The following is a 23,721-nucleotide window of genomic DNA, read 5'->3' as shown; positions in this document are numbered from 1 at the left end:
TGAATTGCCTGTGAATCTGGGGGCTATGTAGGGCGAGAGTGAAGGATTCGCAAAGGGCTTGCGGAATTCTCTCCGAATTAGGCCACGCGTGTGTCTTCGGCGCGCCAGAGCGGGAAGCTGGAGAGGCGCGTGCGAACGGGCACGAGAGCGTCAATTGCACGTGCAGGTTGCAGCACTTTCAGAATTTCCGGATCGCCTGCGTCCATTCCTCCGGTCAGCGTCCCGAACGCAGGGAGGATCATGCGATCCGCGCCATCGCTGATTGCGCGCACCGCACAGGGCCTGCTGATATGCCGTTGGCGCACGCGGACGCGCATCTTTGGGTGGTAATGGCCGGACAGCTCGGGTCGTGTCTCTCCGCGCCGGGCCTGGTGGCGCAGCACGATCCCGCTAACTTCCAGCTCTTCGGCCATGTCGCCACCATAGGTGCGGTGCATGGTCTCGTCATGGTTGCCAGTGATCCAAATCCAGTCGAGCGAGCGGGTCAGCGCTTCGAGCACTCCGGCGGCATGGGGCTCAAGGCTTGCGGTCCCTTCGACGTCGTGGAAATTGTCACCCAGCGTGATGACCCGCCGCGCGCCCGTCAACTTGACCGCATCGGCCACTCGCTCCAGCGTCTCGCGGCTATCATAGGGGGGCAGCATCTGCCCGTGCCGGGCATAAAAACTGGCTTTCTCAAGATGCAGGTCCGCCACCAGCAGCGCTTGTTCAGCGGGCCAGTAAAGCGCGTTGGATTGCGTCAGGAACATTTCCTGGCCTGCGAACGAAACGGGAACCATGCGCTTCACTTGCCGCGACTCATGCGGTTTGGCAAGAGGAAGGGATGACCGACTGGACAACTCAGACCGACGAAGCCCGCGCCTGGTTCGAAAGCCTGCGCGACCGGATTTGCGCCGCTTTTGAAGAGATCGAACGCGAGGCAGGCTCCGACGCTGCGTTCGCATACACGCCGTGGCAGCGCGAGGAAGAGGGCAATGCGGATCCTGGCGGAGGGGTCCAGGGCCTGATGAAGGGCAAGGTGTTCGAGAAAGTCGGCGTCAATATCTCGACCGTTCGGGGCAGCTTCGCGCCGGAGTTTGCCGCGACGATCAACGGGGCCAGCCCCGAAAATCCGGGCTTCACCGCCACCGGCATCAGCCTGGTGGCACATATGGCCAATCCGCATGTGCCGGCAGTGCATATGAACACCCGTTTCCTGACAACGCAGGCGGCATGGTTTGGCGGCGGGGCGGATCTCAATCCGCCAATCCCCTACGAGCAAGACACGCAGGATTTCCACGCCCGCTTCCGTGCAGCCTGTGCCGGGCACAACCCGACCTACTATGACCGTTTCAAGAAATGGGCGGACGAGTATTTCTACATTCCCCACCGTCAGTGCCATCGCGGCGTCGGCGGGATTTTCTATGATCACCTGGAATGCGACGATGAAGCCGCGTTCGAGCGCAATCTCGCCTTCACCCGTGATGTGGGCGAGGCCTTTCTGGATGTCTTCCCGCAACTGGTGCGCCGCCGGATGGGGGCAGACTTCACACCGGAAGAAAAGCAGACCCAGCTCGAATGGCGCGGCCGCTATGCCGAGTTCAACCTGGTCTATGACCGTGGAACTCTGTTTGGCCTCAAGACCGGCGGCAATATCGACGCGATCCTGATGAGCCTGCCGCCCGAAGCGGTGTGGAGCTAGGCGGGTGGGAGTTGCGGAGAGCGACCGGGCCGCGTTCGCAGGTCGTTCCGATGCGGTGAACTACGATTGCGTCGAAACGCTTCACTACCTCGGCAACTATGTCCGCGATATTCCTTCCAACCTGACGCGGATGATGGAAAACGCGCATGATTGGGAGCATTTGCCGTTTGTGCATCCTTCCTCCTTTGCCGCGATCGAGCTGGTGGAAGCAGGGACGTGGGGCTGGCGCTGCAAGACATCGCTTCCGAACAATGGCGGTGGGCAACTGATCGAATTGCTGGTCGATAACGCCCGCCATTATTGGGCGACGACAGTTGTCGAGGGGCCGGGGCAGGGCACCCAGATCCACACGCAAGCGACCGAACGCGAAGACGGCGGAATCACCGTCGATGTACGCTTCTACGCACCGCAAGCGCCAGAAACCGAACAACAGGGCGGTATGATCCTCGCCTATCTGCAGGCACAATACGCCACTCTTTACAACGAGGATGAGGCGCTGATGCTGGGCCGGCAGGAAGCGCTTGATGAACGTAAGGCGCAGCGCGAAAGCCCGACCGAGCCAACCGCCGAATGGGTGCTTGGCCCCGAAGCCGGTCTCGACCGGAGCGCCTTGCATCGCGGGCATCTGGGTGAGCTGCAGGTCCTGGTGCGATACTGGAACGGCGGCTGGATGGCGCATGCCGCGCGGTGCCCACATGCGCTTGGCCCGCTGGACGAAACCTCACCCGCAGAGGACGGAACCATAGCCTGTCCATGGCATGGCTATCGCTTCGATCTTGCTACGGGCCAAGAGCAGGCAAAGCGTTGCGGCGCCTTGGCGACCTATCCTTGCACAATCACCTCGAACGGCAATCTGGTGGTTGCGCTGCCGCAGCCCTGACTTGGTCTAGCTGTCTGGAAATCCCCACCGGCTTTGGCCGACTTTCGAGTCCCCATAGGCAATCAGGCAACGCATGTAGCGTTTGTGGAATTCGATCGGATTGTCGGCCTTGATATCGATGGCTTTCCATTGCGGACAGGTCAGATTCTCGACATCACCGCCATTGAGCGGGTTGGGCAGGGCGATCCGGAATTCCTCGACATCGGGATCGATGCGCAGGAAATTGAAACAGCCTGACCCTTCGCAGGCCTCTGCCTCCACCGAGTCCGCACTGAACCGGAACACCTGGTTGACCAGGATCCGTTCGGATCGCAGCGCCAGTTCCATGATGTTCCAATTCTTGTGCTGCCCTTCAGGCGGGCCAAGTGGCCTGTCCTCGGTGCACAGCGAGGGGTCTTCTTTCGGGCAAGCCGGGGGCGGGAGGGTCAGCGTTCCGTTGACGACAGCATAAACGACTGGCGCATCAGGCGCGTTGGCATCTTCCTCGCGTGCGGCATTGCGCCGCTTGAAAACCTTGATCACATCGTCGCCAAATAAACCGAAACGCACGCCGCCATCGACATACATGATATTGTCGATGAATACGGGCGGCGCGGCCATAGGGGTCGAAGACGAGGCAATGATCGCGCTGATATAGCAATCCTTCCATTGCTCGGCCTTGCCTTGGTGGTTGGTGGTATAGCGCTTGGCCATATCGCCCATATCGAACGCGGCGCCTTGTCCGCTGTCAGCGTCGACGACACCCACGAACAGTCGGCGACCTTCTTCGTGGCGCCAGACGACTTCGCGCATGATATCTTCGGTCAGATAGCTGCCGATCCGGGTCCGCAGAGGGTCAAGATCGCCGAACGCTCCCTTACGGATCAGGCTGAGGAAGTTGGCCGGGCCGGGTTTCCCATCGGTGGGCTTGGCATAGACATTGATCAACTGGCTCTCGCGCTCGATCGTATAACCGTCAACCGCCAGGTCTGCCCGGTCTACAAAGGCAAAGGTGGAGAGGATCGAGCCGGTGCTGATGCCTGTAACGACCTGAAGATCGGGCACATCGCCGTCGCCGCCCCAGCCCTTCAGGATGCCAGCGCCAAAGGCTCCGTGTTCGCTGCCGCCGGAAAATGACAGCACCTTGGGATGGTCACCGCGGCCAAACTTCACATCATGTGCCGCCAGGCTTTGTTCGATCGCTGTGGCAAAGGGTGAAAGCTCGCCGTCATCGACACTATGCCCGGGCGGCGCATCGACCTTGAGCGGGTATTGTACGAAATTGCACATCCGGTTTTCCGGCGTGATCTGCGCCACCTGACCGCACCCGGCCAACAATGCTCCACCCACTGCAAGCGTCAGCAATTTCAACATCGAACCCATGGCAACCCCCCGTCAATCGTCGTGCGATTGGTTGCAACCATAGCGCTGTGCATTCGAAGCGATAGGACCAAAACGCATTTTGCATTGCAATATCAGTCAATCCAGCCACATTCATTGGTGGGAAGATGCTGCGACAGTATGAACTTATCGAACGGGTCAAGGAATACGACCCAGACGTCGACGAGGCGCTGCTGAATCGCGCCTATGTTTATACCGTGCAAAAGCATGGCAGCCAGAAGCGGGCCAGCGGTGACCCGTATTTCAGCCACCCGGTCGAAGTCGCTGGTTTGATGACCGATTTGCGGCTGGACCAGACTTCGATCATCACCGCGCTGCTCCACGATACGGTCGAAGATACGCTCGCTACGATCGAGGATATCGAACACAATTTCGGCAAGGATGTCGCGCGGCTGGTTGATGGCGTGACCAAGCTTTCGAAGATCGAGCAGATGCCCGAGAACGAACGGGCGGCCGAGAATTTGCGCAAGTTCTTGCTCGCAATGAGCGAGGACATTCGCGTGCTGCTGGTCAAGCTGGGCGACCGGCTGCACAATATGCGCACGCTGCATCACATCAAGAAGCCCGAAAAGCGCCAGCGGATCGCGCGCGAGACGATGGACATCTATGCCCCGCTGGCAGAGCGTGTCGGCATGTATGAATATATGCGCGAGATGCAGGCGCTGGCGTTTGAACAACTCGAGCCGGATGCCTTCGCGACCATTACCGGGCGGCTCGAGCAGATCCGCAAACAGGATGGCCAGCAAGTCGATGCCATCGCTCTCAAGATCAAACAGGCGCTGGCCGAAGCAGGCTTGCAGGTCGAAGTCACCGGGCGCGAGAAACACCCCTATTCGATCTGGAAAAAGATGGCCGAGCGCCACGTCAATTTCGAACAGATCACAGACATCTTCGCATTCCGCGTGCTGACCGAGAATGTCGAGGATTGTTACCGCGCGCTGGGCGTTCTGCACACCGTGTGGCAATTCCTGCCCGGGCGCTTCAAGGATTATGTCTCCACGCCCAAGAATAACGGCTATCGCAGCCTGCACACATCGCTGATTTACGAAAACTCGATGCGGGTCGAAGTGCAAATCCGCGATCAGGACATGCATCGCCGCAATGAATTCGGGCTCGCGGCGCATTGGGCTTACAAGCAGGCCGATCATGCCGACGGGCAGGTCGGTTGGTTGCGCGATCTGATCGAAATCGTCGATGCCAGCCATGATGCCGAAGAGTTGCTCGAACATACCCGCATGGCGGTGTACCAGGATCGCATCTTTGCCTTCACTCCAAAAGGAGCACTGTTCCAGCTTCCCAAGGGCGCGACGCCAGTCGATTTCGCGTTTGCAGTGCATACCGATCTGGGCGCACAGACAGTCGGGGCGAAGGTCAACAATCGTCATGTTCCGCTGCGCACCGTGCTCGACAATGGCGATGTCGTCGAAATTATCAAAGGCAAGGAGGCCGAGCCGCAGATGAGCTGGCTGGGCTTTGTCGTGACGGGCAAGGCAAGGGCCTCTATCCGCCGGGCTGTGCGCCAGAAGGAGCGCGGCGAAGTGGCCGCGCTGGGCAAGAAGCTGTTCGAAGAAATCGCCGACAGGGTGCCTGCCAAGATCGGCAAGAAAGCGGTTCGCGAAGCGGTGAAGCGGCTGGACCTCGATGATGAAGAAGCGCTGATGTATGCGATCGGGTCAGCGGACCTCGATGATCTCGAAGTGATGGAAGCGCTGGTGCCGGGTTGCACTGCGGAGTTCGCGCTGGAGGAACCTGACTGGTCCAAGCGTGATCGCGCCATCTCTATCCGTGGCCTGACGCCAGGCGTGGGCTTCCAGCTTGCCGAATGCTGCCACCCCGTACCGGGCGACAGGATCGTCGGAACCCGCAAGCCCAAGGAGGGGGTCGAGGTTCACACGATCGATTGCCTTACGCTGGCAAGCGGGATCGACAGTGACTGGATCGATTTGCAATGGGGCAAGCGCAGTCATGGCGCGATCGGTCGCCTGCGCGTTACCCTGTATGACCGGCCCGGAACGCTGGCAGAAATGGCCGGCATTTTTGCCAAGAACCACGTCAATGTGAAAAGCCTGCTGCAAACGCATCTCGACCATCCCTTCACCAGCTACGAGATCGATCTGGAGGTGCAGGATCTGGCACATCTTACCCGTATGCTGAGCGCGCTGAGGGCGAGCGATGCGGTTGCGCAGGCGGAGCGCATGTAATGGCAGTACTCGGTCTCGATCATGTCCAGCTTTCCGTTCCCAAGGGTGGCGAAGACGAGGCGCGTGCCTTCTTCGTGGGTGTGTTGGGGATGCAGGAAGTGGCCAAGCCGGCAAACCTTTCGCCCAAGGGGTGCTGGTTTGAAAGCGGATCGCTCAACTTGCATATCGGTATCGATCCCGACTTTCGCCCGGCAACGAAGGCGCATCCAGCCCTGCTGGTGGATGATCTCGCGGATCTGAGGAAACGGCTAAACGACGCAGGGTACGCAACGAATGATGATATGCCGGTGGAGGGCTATGACCGTTTCTTCACCAGTGATCCGTTCGGCAATCGTATCGAGCTGATGCAGAAGCTCTAGACCAGCTCCAACCGCACCGATACTTCGTCGCCCTCGGCAATGCTCTCAGCCTTGCGCACCGGCGCCTTGATCGGCAGCAGCCAGCCGCCATCGTCGCTCGGGAAGCAGGAAGTGGACCATTCTGTTTCCCCGATCCGCGCCTTCACCTTGACCGAGCGAAAGCCGCGCTTGCGGCCCAGTTCCAGCCGCCGCATCGCCTCGATCCCGCTCATTTCCTCGCCCGCATCGCCATCGATACTGATGAAGTGCCAGCTGACCCCGTTGGTTGCCGTCCAGCGCCACAGCGGGCCGGCATGGGTAAGGATGTCACTCATTCAGCGGCGGCAACCGGGCGGATCGGCACGGGAATGTTGCAAATATCTGCGCCACCAGCCGGGGTGATGAAGAACGGATCGCGGCGATTGGCACGGGCTTCGGTATATTTCGCGAGAGTATCGCTCTCGGTGGAGAGATATTCGAACGCGGGTTGATCCTCGTCGGGCAAATCGCTGGCGACGCGGATTGAAAGGATCGGCGTGCGCTTCTCCAGCTCATCCTCGGCATAAAAGCCCAGCGCGCCCTTGCCGCGCGGCAGCGAAGAGAGGTGCTCCATCCCGGCAATGATTCGCCCCACCAGCGCGATATTGCGATCCAGATGCCGCGGCGCGTGGCCAATCACGGTGTAGAGTTCTGCGCCTGAGCCGGTATCCGGTGAGTAGCCCCGCCCGACACCGACCATCCCGTAGCAGTGGACGGGCCAGCTTTGCCCCTCTTTACTATTGCCAGCGATCGGCCAGCCTTTATCGAGGAAGTTACCTTCCGCGTATGGATCGGAGCGGGTCGAACGTCTTACATTGGATGTAAAAGTCGAGGCCGCAAGATTAGGCAAATCCTTTGCCAGACGCTCCGCGAACGCATCTAGGTCCCATGCAATTTCTGATTGGACGTAGTCGCTTTCCCTCATCACCTTGAGCCCGTCGGGCAACGCCTTCGCCTCGCCGCTAGCCTCCGGATTGTCATAATTGGGATCGCCCCACTGGACGACGTAATTGTCCTGCACCCGGTTGACGCTGATCCCGTCATACCACCCGGCTCGGGCGAGGGTGCGGATGTTGCTGACCCAGCCCTGGCTGAACGGCGCGGGCATCAGCTGGATCACGACTCCGCGCGCATTGCCCTCAGCATCCGGCGCAAGCGTCATCACCAGCAGGTCCTCCGCAGCGATTCTGATCCATTCCGCTTGCTGGGCGCTATCTACGATCTGGTTGGGGGAAGGCGCGCCCTCGTTCGCCTCTTGCGCAGCCAAAGGCACGCCAAGAGCCAGGGGAAGGGCGAGTGCACACGTCGCGGCTAGGAGTCTCTTCATGCCGCACACACTGCCATGCGTGCGGGCAATGGCAAGCCCCGGGCGGGTTAGTTCATCATGTCTTCGTAAAGGAAGGCGTAGCGACGGTGCTGTGAGCTGTCGCGTGTCAGGTCGAGCTTGCCGCGGCGGGTGAAGAAGCGCAGCCCGGCCTTGACCCGTGATGCCATATTGCGCGGGCTCCGGTGGAATTGCTCGTCTCCGGCAATGTCCGGGCTGGGTGTGTGAACGGGGGTGCGCATGTGTTCCATGCCGGGGCAACGGCCGATTGCGGCAAAGCGTTCCCTATTCGGTCATATCCTCCAGGGCGTGCATATCTGCATCGCTCAATCCGAAATGATGGCCGACCTCGTGGATCACCACATGGGCCACCAGGTGTTCAAGCGTCTCGTTTCCCCGCTCGGCCCATTCGTCTAGGATCGGGCGGCGGAACAGGCGGATGCGGGTGGGCAGGGTGCCCGACATCTCGATGCTGCGCTCAGTCAGGGCATGGCCTTCATACAATCCGGTCAGCTGGAACGGGTTCTCCATCCCGAGCGATTGCAACGTCTCGCTGTCGGCGAAATCCTGCACTTGGAATACCACATCTCCCATCTGTGCGCGGAAGGCGGCAGGCAGGCGCGCCAGCGCGGCGCGGCCCAGCGCCTCCATTTCCGCCAGAGTGATCGGGGTGCCAAAAATGCGGGTCATGTCTGCGAGGTAGTCAGAGCGGCTTGCAACGGCAAGACGGGGCGGCTAGACGCGCCCGCTCTTGCAGGGCTTCCTTGCGCTCAGGTAGCGAAGCGATGGCGCGGTCAAGAATGCGGAGACGTGGCCGAGTGGTCGAAGGCGCACGCCTGGAAAGTGTGTAAAGGGGCAACTCTTTCGTGGGTTCGAATCCCACCGTCTCCGCCACCCTTCACTTGCCGGTTGACGGGTAAGTGGCGGCATGCCGTGGATGTCCAGCAACAGAGCACGGGCGCGAGCGACGGCAAGGGTTGCGTCGCGCCGGTCGACTAGCCGAAAGCAAGCGAGCAGGATGCCCGTCTCGGGTTCAATGCGTCACGTGGTCCAGATGCCAGAGCTAGTAACGCGCCTGCCGCAAACACCCAGCAATCCTCGCCTGCAAAATTCTCCTAAACTCTTCGCGCATTCTTCGGACCAATAGTCGGGAGCGGAATTCTCGAAGCTCCCGAAGTGTTGTTTCGGAGAGCATGAATGACCGCGATCTTTACCGGCTTGGGATCTGGACTTGAGCGCAGTTCGGCCAATGTCCTTGGCGCTGCGGGCCAGATCGGCGGCGCGTCGCTCGGGCGGGCTGGCGAGAAAGTCTCGGTCAACGCGGCGACGGGCAATCTGGTCATCAACCGGCAGGACGAGTTCCTGACCGGGCGCGGGCTCGATATCGGAATTTCGCGGACCTATAACAGCCTCGCCGAACTGAGCGATGGCGACAATGGCGACCAATGGCAGCAGAGCACCACGCGGCGCGTGTTCGGATTGTCGGGCAGCCAGAATGGTGCCGGCAGCACGATCAAACGCCAGGGCGGCGATGGCGCCTCTATCACCTATACCTGGGACAGCGGGCTGGCAGCCTATGTCTCCAGCGACGGAGCGGGGGCCTACGACCAGCTCAAGAAAGTCGGCAGCCAATGGGTATGGACCGATGGCGCAACCCAGGTCAGCGAAACCTATTCCGCCTATGGCAGCAACAGCTGGCGGATCGTCAACCAGAAGGACAGCGACGGCTATGGCCTGAGCTTCACCTATTCGGGCGCCAAGCTGAGCAAGGTGACCACGGCCAATGGCGAGTTCACGCAATATCACTGGTCCGGCAATAACATCTCCAAGATCGTTACCAGCTATGGCAGCACGCTTACGCGGACCTATTACGGCTATGACGGCCAGAACCGGCTGACCTCGGTCTCGACCGATCTTTCGGAGAAGAACAACTCGCTCGGCAGCGACAAATATGTCGTCAATTACACCTATCACGGCAACACCAAACGGGTTGCGACGATCAGCCAGACCGATGGCTCCAGCCTGGCCATGTCGTATGACGGGTCGGGCCGGATCACATCGCTGACGCAGACCGTTGCCAGCGGCGATACGCGGGTCACCCAGCTGGCCTATGGATCGGGCGTGACCACGGTGACGCATGCCGATGGCACCACCAACAATCTGTATTATGACAGCAAGAAGCAGCTGACCCAGATCAACTATGTCGGCGCGGCGTCGGGCCAGCCTGTCACCTTTGTGAAGTTCACCTATGATTCCAAGGGGAACGTGACGACGGTTACGGACCAGAATGGCAAGGTGACCACCTATCAATACCATTCCAGCCGCGTCACGGGATCCGGCCATCGCGGCAATGCGACGCGGATCATCGACGCGAATAACAACCAGGTCGATCGCTGGTACGATGCCAACAACAATCTCGTGAAAGAAGGTTTCGCGTCGTCGTCCGACACGAGTGGCAACGCGACCCACTACACCCGCTTTGCCTATGATGGCGAAAACCACCTGCGCTATCGCATCAGCGCGACCGGGGATGTGACCGAGTTTCGCTATACCACGCATGGCCTGCTGCAATACGAGATCGAGTATCCCGAGCACGGATATCCCGTCGGTTCGGGCACTGTGTCCGAGAGCCAGATGAACAGCTGGCGTGACGGGTTGGGGGACAAATCCTCGACCAAGATTGCCTACCACACCTACGATGCGCGCGGGAACAAGGCGCGGATCTGGAATTATGGCTATGCCACCTCAACCGGCGGCGCGTCGAATGCTGAAGGCTATAGCCGGACCTATTTCACCTATGACCAGGCCGGCAAGCTGCTCTCGACCTATGACGGCAGCCAGATCGCCCAAACCTATGTCTATGATGGCATGGGGCGGCTCAAGACCTCGACCGATCTGGCCGGGGGCACGACCAATATCGTGTTCCAGGACGCCAATTCGAAAACGGTGGTGACAACGGCGTCGGGCCATGTTTCGACCAGCACGTTCAACAAGGCTGGCGAACTGATCAGCCAGCTCAACAGTGGAAGCTACGACACCACCGGCACATCGAGTTACAAGTATGACAAGATGGGTCGCGTCCGGATGGAAACCGACGAGACCGGATTCAAGACCTATTATCTCTACGACAAGCTCGGTCGCAAAGTCGCCGATATCAACCATTACGGCCACATCACCGAATACCGGTATGACAAGGCCGGGCGCGTCAATGCCAGCGTCAGCTTTGCTTACGGGGTCAGTTCCGCCAACCTGACGACGCTTGCGAACCCCAACAACACGCTGCAAATGTCCAATATCAGGCCGGCCGGGCATTCTTACGATGTCTGGCAATGGCATGTTTACGATGCCAAGGGCCGGGTCATCCAGACGATCGACGGGGCTGGAGGAACATCGAAGTTCGAATACGACAAGGCCGATCGCCTGGTCAAAACAACCAACTACTTCAACAAGCTGAGCTCCTCGCAATTGAGCGGGTTCAAGAATGCTGCGCCCACCGCGATGGTCTTGCCGTCGGCCAATTCCAAGGACAGCATTGCCCGGAGTTTCTACAGCCGCAGCGGCCAACTGATCGGCAATCTGGATGGTGAAGGCTATCTGAGCGAGATCGTTTACGATCGCGCCGGGCAGAAGGTGCAGGAAATCGCCTATGCCAAGAAGACCAGCTCTTCCTATTGGGCTGCGGGCACTTTCAGCCAGTTGCGGTCCAGTGCGGCACCGACATCTGCGGCTAACCGCCGCGTGCATCATGTCTATGATGGCCAGGGCCAGCTGCGCTATTCGGTCAGTGCGCAAGGGGTAGTATCCAGCCTGAGCTACAATATTGCCGGCAAGCTGACCAAGACGGTTGTTCATGCCGCCACGATCAGCACCAGCGACTTCACCTATGACAATGTGAAGGCAAAAGTTGCCGCGATCGCGAATGGTACCAATGATCGTACTGCCACAATCAATTACAATTCCCGCGGGCAAGTCGCCTACAGCACAGATGTGTCCGGACTGCGGACCACGTTCACCTATGACAATCGCGGGCAGGTCACCAAGACCGTCGTCGGAACAGGCAGCACGGCGCGCACCACGCGGAGCTGGTATACCGCCCAGGGCAGCTTGCGCTTCATGGTTGATGCCGAGGGCTACGTCCGGCGCTATGACTATGACAAGGAAGACCGGCTGACCCGCGAGGTGACCTGGTCGAACAAGGTCACAGCCACAGATTCTACGACGATTTCACAAATCAACAGCCTGGCCAACGGCGCCGGCTCCTGGACTGATGTGCGTTACACCTATGACGCCGCCGGCCGCCGTAACTCCATGTATGATGGTGAGGGCAATCGTACGGTCTGGGGCTGGCACCGTACCGGACTGCTGGCTGACGAATACACAGGCTATACTGACAAGAACAACGCGACCACCGACCGCAGCCGGACGCACCACGTCTACGACGGCGCTGGCCAGCTCATCCGCAAGTATGAAGCATATGGCACGCCCGAAAGAGCGGACACATATTACTACTACGATGGGCTCGGCAATCTCACCTCGACCCGCGATCCGAACGGGAAGACGACCAGCTTCACTCATGACGAGACCGGCCGCGTACTAACATCAACCAACGCTGCCGGCGGAATTACCCGGTTCGAATACAATGCTTTCGGCGATGTCGTGAAGACCACCGATCCGCGTGGCAACAGTACCTACAGCTATTACGACAATCTGGGCCGGCTGACCAAGACCCGTGATGCCGAAAACTACGTCACCGAGACGAACTATACAGTCTTCAGTGAGGTGGCGAGCGTGACGCGCCGCCACAACCGCACCACGAGTGCCGTCAGCACCACGACGCCGCCGAGCGTTTCTGCGCATAGCAAGGACGCCACGACCTCGTTCCAATACGACAAGCGTGGGCTGGTGACGCGCAGCACTGATGCCGAGGGGCATTTCGAGACTTACACCTACGATGCCTATGGCAACCGGATCACGGCCCGGGCCAAATCTGCCACGACCTCCAAAGTGGCGGGCGGTACGACGACCTACGCCTATGACAAGCGCGGACTGCTTGTGGCTGAGACCCTGCCGGTCAAGTCCTATGCGGCTTCCGGTGCTGTCGCCGCTTCGACGGTGACAAACACGTTTGCCTATGATGCGCGGGGCAACCGGATCACGATGGTCGAGGCGCAGGGGCTAAGTGAGCAGCGCACGACCCAATATGTCTATGACAAGGCCAACCGGCTGAAGGAGACGATCGGCCAGACCTTTATCGGCAAAACTCCGCGTGAATACATCTACTACGATGCCCGCGGGAATATCACCGAAACCAAGGATGCCGGTGGCGGTCGCACGATTTATTTCTATGACGATCTCAACCGCAAGGTGGTGGAAATCAATGCGGCCGGAACTTACAGCAAATATACCTACGACAAGAATGGTAACGTTACCCAGACCAGGGTTTATGCCAATGCCGTTAGTCTGCCTTCGGGTGGGGGATCGCTTTCGGAAGCTCCAGGAGCACCGTCTGGAGGATCTCGGACAACCAACTACACGTATGACAATTTGAACCGCATGCTCACCAGCGCAATAGCTGCTGGTGTCCAGACGGGATATTTCAACGGATCAAGCTGGGTCGCGACCGCCTCTGCAATTCAGAGCAGCTATCAATACGATGCCAATGGCAACGTCGTGAAAATGACCGACCCCAACGGTCGGACGACGTGGAGCTATTATGACAAGGCCGGGCGCAAGACGTCGCAGGTCGATGGCGAGCGCTATCGCACAGACTGGACCTATGACAGCGAAGGCAATGTGACTCGCGAGCGGCGGTTCGTAAACCGCGCAGCGACGCCGAACAGTGTGACAACGCCACCTTCCGTAAGTTCGAATGGTAGCCTCGATCGGATTACCGATTTCACCTACGACAAAGTCGGCAACCGCGAGACAGAAAAACGGCTCAACGTCCTTAAGCACAATGGCAGCGGGGCGCACGTCAACACACATTCCCAGATTTCGTATCTCTATAACGGGCTGGGCCAGGTTACGCGCAAGACTGAAGCCACTGCTGAACAGACCAATTACAAATATGATGCTGGCGGTCGCCTGATCGAAGAGAAGCGGGCGTCCTTTGCCTCCCACAGCGGGACGGTCACGCCAGAGGTAGACTACTATTACAACGGCGTCGGCGATCTTGCGCGCACCGTTGCTGCTGGTCAAAGCGGCGTTTCGGCCCGCGTTACCACTTACGGATATGATGGCGGCAAGCTGCGTTCGCTGACCGATGCCGAGGGCTTCACACGCTATTTCCTCTACGACAATGCCGGTCGGCAAACGCATGATTATTACAAGCGCATCAAATCGGATGGCACCTATGCGGCCAATTACGATGGTGTCCTGACGAGCTATGATGCACTGGGCCGCGCGACCCAGAAATGGCAAAGCACGCATAACGGATCGACCTGGGTTGATTCCGGACCAAGGGCTGTCACTACCTACAATGCCTTTGGCGAAACTGCCTCGGTTGCCGTCGGCGGCCGCACGCAAACGCAGAACAAATTCGATGATGCGGGACGGGTCTGGGCGACCACGAGTGGCGACGGTGTCTGGAAGTTCTTGGGTTACGACAAGAATGGCAACCAGACCATCGCTATTACGAGTGCCGGACTTGCTTTTGGCAGCGGTACGACATTTCAATACGCATACGACCGGATTAGCCGGAGCGATGTCAACGCCACCTACACACAATATGACAAGCGCAACCAGGCGATCAAAGTTGTCGAGGAGGGGCGCCAGCTCGGCGGATCAACCCAGACGCTCAATACTTCCCGGACTTACAACGCATTCGGCGAAACGCTGACGGAAACTAACGCCAACGGCTCGGTCATTGCCTACACTTACAACAATATGGGCCGCCTGATTAAGAGCGTGAACCCGACGGTTCAGGTGACCAACGAAAACGGGTCGACCCAGTGGATCAAGCCGACAGAAGATTACTATTACGATGCCTCCGGGCGCCTTGTCGCATCGCGCGATGCCAACGGCACCTATGCGAACGGATCTTCCAGCAATGGCGGCGCGAAGACAGCCAACACCGGTAATCTGACCAAGCTGACTTTGCTGGCCGGCACCGGCTATGGCGGCTCGCAAGCGCTGGTGACGCGCGAGACCTTCGCCGATGGCGGAATCAAGCAAACCAAGTTTGATATCCACGGCGATGCCCGCACCATGATCGACCAGATCAATCGCACCACTACGCAGTCTTTCGACAAGATGGGGCGGGTAACGCAGGTCAACCATGCCGCCGGGCTGGTCGAACATTTCGCCTATGACGGCCTTGGCCAGCAGATCAAGAAATGGAACAATTTGCTGGTCGTTGGAGCATTCTACGACCCGTACACCGGGGCCAGCAGCGCCGGATCGCCGGAAGTCGCGACGACTGACTATGACACCCAGGGCCGGATCATCTCGCAAAAAGACTTTGGCGGCGATGTCACCACCCACAGCTTCACCTGGAATGCAGGACTGTCGACGACCAATATCGGCACCTTTGGCGGTTGGACCGAAGTCACGACCTACGCCAACGGCAAGACGATGACGGAGAACTCCGACCTGTTTGGCCGGATGCTGTCGAAGAACGATCTGGGCAACAATACGACAACCTATGTCTATGATGTCGCAGGCCGGATCCGGACCAGCTCTGTTGGCGGTCTCACCAGCACCTTCAACTATTTCAACACCGGCCAGCAAAGCAGCGTTGTCACTGGTACTGCCAATGCCGGTACCGCCAACACTAATTGGACGCGTGAGACAGCCAGCTATACCTATGACAAGCTGGGCCAACGCCTGACCGAACATCTGCGCCACGAGACAGCCGTCTACACGCCGGGCCAGACGATTTGGTATAATCCGTACGAGCCGGACTTCATTCCCGCGACCTACAATGTCACCAACAAGGTCGTGAAGAACGCGACCGCGGTGTACGACAATCTGGGCCGGGTCACGAACTGGTCCGAAGCCGGATCGGCGACGTCACCTGCGGCGACAACCGCTTACAAATATGATGCGAGCGGCAATATCCGTCGCACCACGGCGACCTACAAATCGCTTGATGCCAATGGCGCTGCGTCCTCGACCAATGTGACGAAAGATTACTGGTTCCGCTTCGACAGCATGAACCGCCTCGTCACCGATCGCGGCACGTTGTCCGGCGGACAAATCATCCGTGGTAACAGCGTATACGGGGCCCAGGCTGGCAAGGATATTCTCTACAACAAGGCGGGTGAGCGGATTGCTGTCCTGACCACCGATTACACGCCGGGGACTTTCAATACCTATACCGGCTTCCTGCCCGGAACCTTCCGTGAAAGCCGCGAGAGCTATACCTACGATCTTGGTGGCCGCCTGAAACAGATCAATGTTTCGTTCGGCACTACAGTCGCCGAGTCAGCAGCAGGCAGCGGCGTGCCGGCTGGAACCATTCCGGCAGCGCCCATCAATGGCACACGTCGTTCGGTCTTTGCCTATGACCTGATGGGCCGCCAGACGGCACAAACCGATTACGAAGCCAACGGCACCACGATCGCCTTCAGCCGCAGTGCGACGTATAACAGCAAGAACCAGCTCACCAGCGATACGACCAATACCAAGCGCGGCAGCGATATCTTCCGCTCAACCACCACCTATAATTATGGTGCAGGTGCCAGCTATGCGCTGGGCAGTGTGGTCAGCCAGAGCAGCATCAATTACAAGAACAACAACAGCAGCCAGGCGCCCAACAGCTCGACCACCAACACGTTCTACTGGCGTGATGGCGCAGTGCAGGCGACTATCAAGCACAAGCCCAACACATCACAATCGACCCAGTACACAACCACATTCTACTATGATGGCATGGGCCGCCTGACGCGTGCCTATGTGGGTGATTATTACTCGCAGAATGTGACCTTCACCAACGACGAATACGGCCAGATCATCCGCCGGGACGAGACGACGACCAGCAACTCGACCGGGGCGCCGCACGAAGTCTGGTACCGCTATGGCGGGCGCCAGCTTGGCTACACCGGCAACAATGGCACTTCCGACGTGTCGACTTCCAAATCGATCCAGGAACGCCAGATCACGCCGCCGACTACGCCAGGTGTGTTCCGCAATGGCGCCACCATCGGCAGCAGCTATGCCGATTTCGCCAGCAGCTATGATCCGCTCAACAGCTACAACCAGGGCGCAGGCGGCGGCAGCTACACGGTCAACAAAGGCGATACGCTGCAAAGCATCGCCCAGTCCGTCTATGGCGATGCGAACCTGTGGTACAAGATCGCCCAGCTTAACGGGATCAGCGGCAGCGTTCCGCTGATCGAGGGGCAAAGGATCAACCTGCCAACTGGCGTGGTCCGCTCAAGCCATAACTCCGGCACGATCACACCTTACAACCCTGCCGAGGCAATCGGCGATTTGACGCCAACGACGTCTGCACCGCCCAAGAAGGGTAACAAGTGCGGTGTCTTTGGCCTTGTTCTCCTTGCCGTGGTGGCGATTGCGGTAACCGTGGTTACAGCGGGCGCAGCCATCGCTGCCGCGACACCAGGGCTTTCCTTGGGCGGCGGGATTACCGCTGCGCTTGGTGGGACGGCGACCGCAACCGTTGGCGTAGGCGCCGCCGCAGTTTCAACTACGGTATCTGGAGGGTTGATCGGCACCTTTGGGGTGGCTGGCGGCCTTGCCATTGGCGCAGGTGCTGCAGCGGCTGGCTCGATAGTCAGCCAAGGGATCGGCGTTGCAACCGGTATCCAGCAAAAATTCAGCTGGAAAGCAGTCGGCATGGCTGCTCTGGGTTCGTTCGTATCCGCCGGCATTGGTGAAGCCTTCGGCGGAGGTGGCTGGCTAGCGGCTGCCGGTCGAGGGGCGGCAAGCAGTGCCATCACGCAAGGTGTTGGCGTCGCGACCGGCTTGCAGAACAAGTTTGATTGGGCTGGCGTTGCCGCTGCCGGTGTTGGTGCAGGCGTCGGACACCTGGTTGGCGGCGATTTGCCGTCGATTGGGACCAACAACTCATTTGGCAATTACGCCGCTCACTTCGGGACTAGTGCGGCAAGGTTGATTTCAAGTGCGGCAACACGGAGCCTCGTAACGGGCACGAACTTCGGAGACAACGTAATAGCAGGTCTCCCCGACGTGATTGCCCAAACCGTTACCGATCTCATCTTCAACGGCGTTTCCAGGAGCACGGGGCCTATTCCGCTTCGCACATTCGAACGTGAAATCGGGAGCGTCTACAACCAATTCGAAGAGAAGATCGTCAATCTCGAGCAGCGCCGCGAGGAAGCACTTGCCCAAGGGGATGAGGCAACAGCAAATCGCTTGGATGCAGAAATTGAGGTTCAGTACACGGCACGCAGTCAAAGTGTTTCCAACAGATATCAAGAGCTTGCCGTGAACCGCTACGGTATGGAGCGAGCCATCAACATGCGCATGGCTGACATCATTCCAGAGGGCAGTAGGTTTGTCCGCTTCCTCGATGATGACAACTCTTCTTCTCAATTGAGCGGGGGAGATGAAGTTGCCGAAGTAGACGAACAAGGTCGTGTCATGGACGTCATCGTCGTTGTCGGCCAGATTGATCCAAACCTGAACGTCAATCCCGAGTCTTCCCTCGGCAGGACTGTTGTCAACGGACTGGCTTACACTCAGGAGAAGGTCGAAAACTGGGGTCCTCTCGCGCGAGGTGCGTGGGTAGTTGGCAAGACCGCGATTACGGGAGGAGCAGGTCCGGTCCTAGGTTATGCGGTCGAGAAGGGCGCCGAGCAGGCGATTCCGCACCTGCCTCCAGCAATCCTTGAACCGATTGCGCGGGCTGGCCAGGCAACTGAGGACTTTGTCGGCGGTCGCGGGGGTGGAGTACTGCTTGATACGTCCCATGAGACTGTTGTCCGACGGGATAGATCTGCGGTTGCTTGGGGTGCCGAGGAGCTCTTGGGGATCTCGCTTACCAGTTTGGCAGTCTTGGCTACTCGCTACCTGAGAGGCAGGCGAGGACGTGGACCAACCAACACGGCAGAGCTGGCGAATGCACTCACTAACAACCCGAGAGCAAGTGAAGTTGTCTTGGGCAAGGTGGATGATGCCTACCAGGATGTTGCGCGCAACAGGGGGGCAACGTTCTTCGGCACCAGTGATGAGCAATGGGACGCATTCACGGATCAATTTGATCGCGATGGCATGCGAGAGGCCAACCAGATTTTCATGGCCAATCAGATTGCCCAGCGTAAGTCGTTTACCCTAGTGTCGAATCCAACGAATGCGCGAGGCATGTTTGGTATGGAAGTTGGAATGTTGAGAGCTGAAGGCTATAGCTTCAGGCGCAGCGGAAATTATTGGGAGGCTTTCCGGGGTGATTGACGGTCTTTCTTGCGAGGCTCGTGCCATTTTGGACCGCGCGCGTGCGCGCGAGGAGGTGCTCAACAGGCTGAGTGTTGAGATCGGCAAGCTTCTCGAAGCTCACGAGATACCATTTGAGCGGATTTTTTGTTCGGCGACATATGACGACAAGCTTGCCGTTCTGATCTTTTTCTCAAGCGTTCTGCCATATTCAGATACCCGAAAATCGGCAATTGGCGAGCTGACCAGTCCCACTCTCATGGAATATCAAGACACTCTCGGACTGGATGGCAGCCAAGTAGAATTTTCGAATGATTTGATCGTTAAGAACCGCTATGGTGGCGATTACGACAGGTGGTATGTTGATAACTGACTGCCCCAAGGGCGCACCAGTTTTGCTGCTCGAATGGACTAGGCTGCAACAGCGCTAACCGATTCACCCCTCAACCCGCTCGATCTCCGTCCCCATATGCGGCGTGGTTCGTCCGCAACTGCAGGTGTTCCAGCTCATCTCCACATGATCGGCGGAGATCAGGCCGCCCCAGTAGGTCTGGGCGGTCAGGTCCATAAACGCGGCGATGCCGCACTGCGCGTCTTGGCGGGGGGCGGGTTCTCCGGCTTCCGGGTCCAGCACATAAGGGATGATCCAGGGCGGGATGTGATAGCGCCCGTTTTCGCACATCAGGAAGCCGGTTGGCAGCTCGGTCATACCATAGAGGAACTGGATCCGTGGCACGCCGCTGAAGCGTTTGATCACCGCTTCCTCATCACCCACGGGTGAGACGCCTTTGAATCCGCCGAAGGTGATAATGCGGCTACCCTCGGCGAGCACGTTTTCGAGGCCTTGGGCCAAACCTGCCTTGGCGAGATTGTACAACACCACCGGGCCGCCAGCATACACCACTTTGCGCTCGCGCCAGTCTTCGGCGATGCAGCGCAGCAATTCGGCATTACGCTCCTTCTCGTTGCCGAGCAGCGCGAAGGAGCGGTCAATTGAGGCCTGGATGTAGTCGTTGGCGGCACCGACAAATTCCTGCCCGGCGGCGCGCGCGTTCTCGATCTGCATCAGGTAGAGTTGGTGATCCGCGCTCAGGCGATCGGGTACCAGCGGGTGGTAATCCTCCGGTGTCGCGCAATAGGCATCGCGAAACATCTCGCCCAGGGTCAGCACGCCGGACCAGCCAGCAGCGTAAGACGGCCAGATGACCTTGTAGTCAGGCTTGTTCGGGTAGAAGGCATGCGGCTTGGCGATCTCGACCATGCACATTTGCGCGTGGCGGATCGAAAATTGCTGTTCCAGCTTGCCGCGAGGAATGAAAGACAGGCTGCCGGTTGTGCCGGAGCTGTGCAGCACATGCATGGCGGTATCCGTATTGACGGCTTCCAGCCAAGCATCGATGGTGAAGAATTCGCGCCCGTCCAGGGCCGAGAGGTCATTGGTGGTGAAGTTTTCCAGCCATGCGGTCATCGTGGCGAAATCACCGGCGATCAGGGCATCGCCCGGATAGCTCTTGTAAATCGAGTGATGGAAGAAGGTCGCAGGCAGCTGGTCGAGGTTTGCAATTTCGCCAATGCCGCGCTGGTCGGCAAGCGCCCTCAGGGGAGGCAGTTTCTCTGCCAAATGTGCAAATCGGGCGCCGACCGCTTCGAGCTGCATCGGTTCGAACTCGCGGCGCGAAAGATGGTGCGCTTTGCCAAGATCGAAATTGAAATACTCGGTTGGATCATCTGCGAATTTCATAACTGCGCACCTGTCGTACTCATGTACTGCCGCGACAAAAGCAACGCTGGTCAACCGGTGGCCTTCGCCAAGCAATAGAAGGTCACCACGCAGGTTGAATTGTCGGGTTTAGTTGTACTCTCCGCCAGTGGGGCGAAGCAAGCAAGGAAGTGGCCTGAACGGGGTATACCGGACCAGCTTTTCCAGCCGGATTGCAGGCCGAAAATTTCGTCACACCAAAATCGATACGGCGTTCAGACGATGCACAATCCAGGATGCAGGCCCAAATCCCGGCCAAAAGCGTACCGCGCCATTTCCCCTACGGTATGCTCGTGTTGGCCGTGCCGACTGCCAGAATCCACGCAATACCGCCAAAGATCGCTCTTTTTTGTTGCTGGCAGGCGTGTATTTAGGGCCGCAACACATCACAGGAGAGCGTTCGATGAATCTGGAGTTCACTCCCGAAGAGCTGGCATTCCGCGACGAAGTGCGCAGCTTTATCGCAGAGAATTACCCGAAGGACCTGTCTTCCGGCGGCATGCGTGATGACATGTCACCCGAAGAACTGACCGCTTGGCACAAGATCCTGGGCAAGAAGGGCTGGTCGACCCCGGCCTGGCCTGAGCAATATGGCGGCACCGGCTGGACGCCGACGCAGCGCTATATCTGGTCCGAAGAGAACGCCCGTGTAAATGCTATCATGCCGCTGCCATTCGGGGTTTCGATGGTGGGTCCAGTGATTTATACGTTCGGCAGCGAAGAACAGAAGCAGCAGCACTTGCCGGGCATCCGCAGCGGCGATGTATGGTGGTGCCAGGGCTATAGCGAGCCGGGCGCCGGGTCTGATCTGGCGTCTTTGACCACGACGGCCGTTCGCGATGGCGATCACTACGTTATCAACGGCCAGAAAACTTGGACCACGCTGGCGCAGCATGCCGATTGGGGCTTCTTCCTGTGCCGCACCGATCCCGACGCAGCCAAACCGCAGGAAGGCATCAGCTTCATCCTGATCGACATGAACACGCCAGGTATCGAAGTGAAGCCGATCAAGCTGATCGATGGCGGCTACGAGGTCAACGAGACCTGGTTGACCGACGTGCGGGTGCCGGTCGAAAATCTGGTTGGCGAGGAGAACAAGGGCTGGACCTATGCCAAGTTCCTGCTCGCCCACGAACGCAGCGGCATTGCCGGCGTCGCCCGTTCGAAGCGCGGTGTCGAGCAACTGCGCGACATCGCCAAGTCCGAACAGCTGGATGGCAAGCCATTGATGAGCGATTTCGATTTCGCCCGCAAAGTCAGCCAGCTTGAAATCGATTTGTCCGCCCTGGAAATCACCGAACTGCGCACGCTGGCCGGGGAACAGGCAGGCAAGGGCCCGGGCCCTGAAAGCTCGATCCTGAAGATCAAGGGGACCGAGATCCAGCAGCGGCTGACCGAGCTGACGCTGGAGGCGGTTGGCCATTACGGTACGCCGTATTATGCCGGGATGTCCGATATGGGTTCGAACGAGTATCCAATCGGCCCCGACTATGCCCAGCATTCGGCAGCGACCTATTTCAACATGCGCAAAACATCGATTTACGGCGGATCGAACGAGATCCAGCGCAATATCATCACAAAGATGATCCTGGGCCTGTAAGGCCGGGCTTTCGCGGAGAGACACAGTGGATTTCAATTTCACCGACGAACAAACCATGGTGCGTGACAGCCTGACCCGCATGGTGCGCGAGAATTACGATACCGACACACGGCGCGCGGCCATTGGCAGCGACAGCGGCTGGCGCCCCGAAGTTTGGGCGCAATTGGCCGAGCTGGGCTTGCTGGGCATGCCCTTCAGCGAAGAAGATGGCGGTTTTGGCGGCGGCGCGGTCGATTCCATGATCGTGATGGAAGAGTTCGGCAAAGGCCTGGTGGTGGAGCCATTCGTGCCCACCGTGGTCTGTGCCGGCGGCTTCCTGAAACATGCCGGCACCGCGGCACAGAAAGAAGAGCATATCGGCGGCATCGTCGATGGCAGCCGGATTTTCGCCTTCGCTTATGCCGAACCGCGTGGCCGTTTTGACTACGCTGACCTGGAAACGACAGCCAAGAAAGATGGCGGCGGCTACGTGCTAAACGGGCACAAGGCCGTGGTGATTGGCGCTCCGTGGGCAACGCATCTGGTGGTGACGGCGCGCACCTCGGGCGGGCAGCGCGACAGCGATGGCATTTCCGTCTTCGTGGTCGACAAGAGTTCCGCCGGCGTTGTGACGCGTGATTATCCCACTGTGGATGGTCGCCGAGCTTCGGAAGTTTACTTCGAAAATGTTGCGGTGCCGGCAGAGGCGCTGATCGGCGAAGAAGGCAAGGCCCTGCCGCTGATTGAGGTGGTGACGGATGAAGCCATCGCGGCGCAGTGTGCGGAGGTTTGCGGCGCGATGAAGGTCGCCCACGCCATGACGGTCGATTATTCGCGCCAGCGCAAGCAGTTTGGCGTTCCGATCGGATCATTCCAGGTGCTTCAGCACCGCATGGTCGATATGTACACCGAGTATGAGCAGTCGGTCTCGATGACCTATCTCGCGACGCTGAAGCTGGGTGAGAGCGAAGTCGAGCGCAAGCTGGCTGTTTCGGCTGCCAAGGTCCGCATCGGGCAGGCCGCGCATCACATCGGTCAGGAAGCGATCCAGATCCATGGCGGGATGGGCATGACCGATGAACTTGCCATCGGCCACTATTTCAAACGACTGACGGTCTTCGACGCCGAGTTTGGCAATGTCGATCATCACATGAAGCGCCACGTGGCGCTTGCAAGCGGATAGAA

The 23,721-nt window shown here is 59.0% G+C and carries 15 protein-coding genes and 1 tRNA gene; 9 read left to right on the top strand and 7 right to left on the bottom strand.

What is annotated here, in order from left to right:
- Positions 1 to 77 precede the first annotated feature (77 nt).
- Positions 78 to 779, bottom strand: coding sequence for a ligase-associated DNA damage response endonuclease PdeM (gene pdeM, locus ABD653_RS05925; RefSeq protein WP_160780252.1), 702 nt, complete (start codon positions 777 to 779; stop codon positions 78 to 80).
- A 44-nt stretch (positions 780 to 823) separates the two neighbouring features.
- Here pdeM and hemF point away from each other — a divergent pair, with 44 nt between their 5' ends.
- Both hemF and ABD653_RS05915 read left to right on the top strand, forming a co-directional pair.
- Positions 824 to 1,681 (top strand): oxygen-dependent coproporphyrinogen oxidase, encoded by an 858-nt coding sequence (hemF, locus tag ABD653_RS05920; protein WP_160777831.1) that lies wholly within the window; start codon positions 824 to 826, stop codon positions 1,679 to 1,681.
- A gap of 4 nt (positions 1,682 to 1,685) precedes the next feature.
- Entirely contained in the window at positions 1,686 to 2,561 is an 876-nt protein-coding gene (locus ABD653_RS05915) for a Rieske (2Fe-2S) protein (RefSeq protein WP_199801057.1), read from the top strand.
- A 6-nt stretch (positions 2,562 to 2,567) separates the two neighbouring features.
- Here ABD653_RS05915 and ABD653_RS05910 read toward each other — a convergent pair whose 3' ends face one another.
- Positions 2,568 to 3,923 carry a patatin-like phospholipase family protein gene (locus tag ABD653_RS05910; protein ID WP_160777830.1) on the bottom strand — a complete coding sequence of 452 codons (1,356 nt, stop codon included), beginning with the start codon at positions 3,921 to 3,923 and terminating at the stop codon, positions 2,568 to 2,570.
- Positions 3,924 to 4,048: 125 nt separating this feature from the next.
- Between ABD653_RS05910 and ABD653_RS05905 the strand changes: the two genes are divergently transcribed.
- Positions 4,049 to 6,142 (top strand): RelA/SpoT family protein, encoded by a 2,094-nt coding sequence (locus tag ABD653_RS05905; protein ID WP_160777829.1) that lies wholly within the window; start codon positions 4,049 to 4,051, stop codon positions 6,140 to 6,142.
- Positions 6,142 to 6,501, top strand: coding sequence for a VOC family protein (locus ABD653_RS05900; RefSeq protein WP_160777828.1), 360 nt, complete (start codon positions 6,142 to 6,144; stop codon positions 6,499 to 6,501). The genes ABD653_RS05905 and ABD653_RS05900 overlap by 1 nt, the downstream gene beginning before the upstream one ends.
- Here the strand turns inward: ABD653_RS05900 and ABD653_RS05895 are convergent.
- Genes ABD653_RS05895 through ABD653_RS05880 form a run of 4 tightly spaced genes read right to left on the bottom strand, consistent with a single transcriptional unit; the run spans position 6,498 to position 8,533 of the window.
- On the bottom strand, positions 6,498 to 6,815 hold the full coding sequence (locus ABD653_RS05895) for a DUF1905 domain-containing protein (RefSeq protein ID WP_160777827.1): 318 nt from the start codon (positions 6,813 to 6,815) through the stop codon (positions 6,498 to 6,500). The genes ABD653_RS05900 and ABD653_RS05895 overlap by 4 nt on opposite strands.
- The gene (locus ABD653_RS05890; RefSeq protein WP_160777826.1) at positions 6,812 to 7,846 is read right to left on the bottom strand and encodes a peptidylprolyl isomerase; all 1,035 of its coding nucleotides are present in this window, start codon (positions 7,844 to 7,846) and stop codon (positions 6,812 to 6,814) included. Before ABD653_RS05890 ends, ABD653_RS05895 begins: the two co-directional genes overlap by 4 nt.
- A gap of 47 nt (positions 7,847 to 7,893) precedes the next feature.
- The gene (locus tag ABD653_RS05885; protein ID WP_160777825.1) at positions 7,894 to 8,085 is read right to left on the bottom strand and encodes a hypothetical protein; all 192 of its coding nucleotides are present in this window, start codon (positions 8,083 to 8,085) and stop codon (positions 7,894 to 7,896) included.
- Between the two features lie 43 nt (positions 8,086 to 8,128).
- A complete protein-coding gene (locus ABD653_RS05880; protein ID WP_160777824.1) occupies positions 8,129 to 8,533 on the bottom strand; it encodes a metallopeptidase family protein in 405 nt (134 codons plus the stop codon).
- A gap of 114 nt (positions 8,534 to 8,647) precedes the next feature.
- Here ABD653_RS05880 and ABD653_RS05875 point away from each other — a divergent pair.
- The 3 genes from ABD653_RS05875 to ABD653_RS05865 all read left to right on the top strand — a co-directional run bounded on the left by ABD653_RS05875 (position 8,648) and on the right by ABD653_RS05865 (position 19,571).
- Positions 8,648 to 8,737 (top strand) — tRNA-Ser (locus tag ABD653_RS05875).
- A 303-nt stretch (positions 8,738 to 9,040) separates the two neighbouring features.
- Positions 9,041 to 19,219 carry a LysM peptidoglycan-binding domain-containing protein gene (locus ABD653_RS05870; protein ID WP_160777823.1) on the top strand — a complete coding sequence of 3,393 codons (10,179 nt, stop codon included), beginning with the start codon at positions 9,041 to 9,043 and terminating at the stop codon, positions 19,217 to 19,219.
- Positions 19,212 to 19,571, top strand: a complete 360-nt coding sequence (locus ABD653_RS05865) for a hypothetical protein (RefSeq protein ID WP_160777822.1) — start codon at positions 19,212 to 19,214, stop codon at positions 19,569 to 19,571. The genes ABD653_RS05870 and ABD653_RS05865 overlap by 8 nt, the downstream gene beginning before the upstream one ends.
- Positions 19,572 to 19,634: 63 nt before the next feature.
- Here ABD653_RS05865 and ABD653_RS05860 read toward each other — a convergent pair whose 3' ends face one another.
- The gene (locus ABD653_RS05860) at positions 19,635 to 20,939 is read right to left on the bottom strand and encodes a long-chain-fatty-acid--protein ligase (protein WP_160777821.1); all 1,305 of its coding nucleotides are present in this window, start codon (positions 20,937 to 20,939) and stop codon (positions 19,635 to 19,637) included.
- Between the two features lie 421 nt (positions 20,940 to 21,360).
- On the opposite strand from ABD653_RS05860, the gene ABD653_RS05855 reads away from it, so the two are divergent.
- Complete coding sequence (locus ABD653_RS05855; protein ID WP_160777820.1) at positions 21,361 to 22,557, top strand: acyl-CoA dehydrogenase family protein; 1,197 nt, start codon at positions 21,361 to 21,363, stop codon at positions 22,555 to 22,557.
- A 25-nt stretch (positions 22,558 to 22,582) separates the two neighbouring features.
- The gene (locus tag ABD653_RS05850) at positions 22,583 to 23,719 is read left to right on the top strand and encodes an acyl-CoA dehydrogenase family protein (protein WP_325065344.1); all 1,137 of its coding nucleotides are present in this window, start codon (positions 22,583 to 22,585) and stop codon (positions 23,717 to 23,719) included.
- Positions 23,720 to 23,721: the final 2 nt, after the last annotated feature.

Origin of the sequence: Parerythrobacter jejuensis (genome assembly GCF_039536765.1) — a bacterium.
GTDB classification, from domain to species: domain Bacteria; phylum Pseudomonadota; class Alphaproteobacteria; order Sphingomonadales; family Sphingomonadaceae; genus Parerythrobacter; species Parerythrobacter jejuensis.
This window is presented reverse-complemented; position numbering and strand designations above follow the sequence as displayed.